A 1,177-nucleotide genomic window follows, 5' to 3' on the forward strand; every position below is an offset into this window, starting at 1 on the left:
TGTCTAAAGAAAAATTTGAACGTACGAAACCGCACGTAAACGTTGGTACTATCGGCCACGTTGACCACGGTAAAACAACTCTTACTGCTGCTATCTGTACTACACTTGCAAAAGTGTACGGTGGTGTTGCTAAAGATTTCGCCTCTATCGATAACGCTCCAGAAGAGCGCGAACGTGGTATCACAATCTCTACTTCTCACGTTGAGTATGATACTCCAGCGCGTCACTACGCACACGTAGATTGCCCAGGACACGCCGATTATGTTAAAAACATGATCACTGGTGCTGCTCAAATGGATGGTGGTATCCTAGTTGTTGCTGCAACTGATGGCCCTATGCCTCAAACTCGTGAGCACATCCTACTTGGTCGTCAAGTTGGTATTCCTTACATCATCGTATTCATGAACAAATGTGACATGGTTGATGATGAAGAACTTCTTGAGCTAGTAGAAATGGAAGTTCGTGAACTTCTTTCTGAATACGATTACCCAGGTGATGATTTACCAGTAATCCAAGGTTCAGCTCTTGGCGCTCTAAACGGCGAAAAACAATGGGAAGATAAAATTGTTGAGCTTGCAGAAGCACTAGACAACTACATCCCAGAACCAGAGCGTGCTGTAGACCAACCGTTCCTACTTCCTATTGAAGATGTATTCTCAATTCAAGGTCGTGGTACTGTTGTTACTGGTCGTATCGAGCGCGGTATCCTACGCGTAGGCGACGAAGTAGAAATCGTTGGTATCAAAGATACAACGCTTACGACTTGTACGGGTGTTGAAATGTTCCGTAAACTGCTTGATGAAGGTCGTGCAGGTGAGAACGTTGGTGCACTTCTACGTGGTACTAAGCGTGATGACGTTGAACGTGGTCAAGTATTGGCTGCTAAAGGTTCAATCAACCCACACACAACTTTTGAATCAGAAGTTTATGTTCTTTCAAAAGACGAAGGCGGACGTCACACTCCATTCTTCAAAGGCTACCGTCCACAGTTTTACTTCCGTACAACGGATGTAACTGGCGATATTCAACTGCCAGAAGGCGTTGAAATGGTAATGCCTGGCGATAACGTACAAATGATCGTAACTCTAATCGCACCAATCGCGATGGATGAAGGTCTACGTTTCGCAATCCGTGAAGGTGGCCGTACTGTTGGTGCTGGTGTTGTTGCGAAAGTTAT

Annotated in this window: 1 protein-coding gene; it reads left to right on the forward strand. The window is 45.1% G+C overall.

The features are described from left to right. A partial coding sequence (gene tuf, locus FH976_RS15795) for an elongation factor Tu (RefSeq protein WP_194091727.1) occupies positions 1–1,177 on the forward strand: 1,177 nt, incomplete at both ends.

Origin of the sequence: Vibrio hibernica (genome assembly GCF_015223435.1) — a bacterium.
In the GTDB taxonomy this organism is placed as follows: domain Bacteria; phylum Pseudomonadota; class Gammaproteobacteria; order Enterobacterales; family Vibrionaceae; genus Vibrio; species Vibrio hibernica.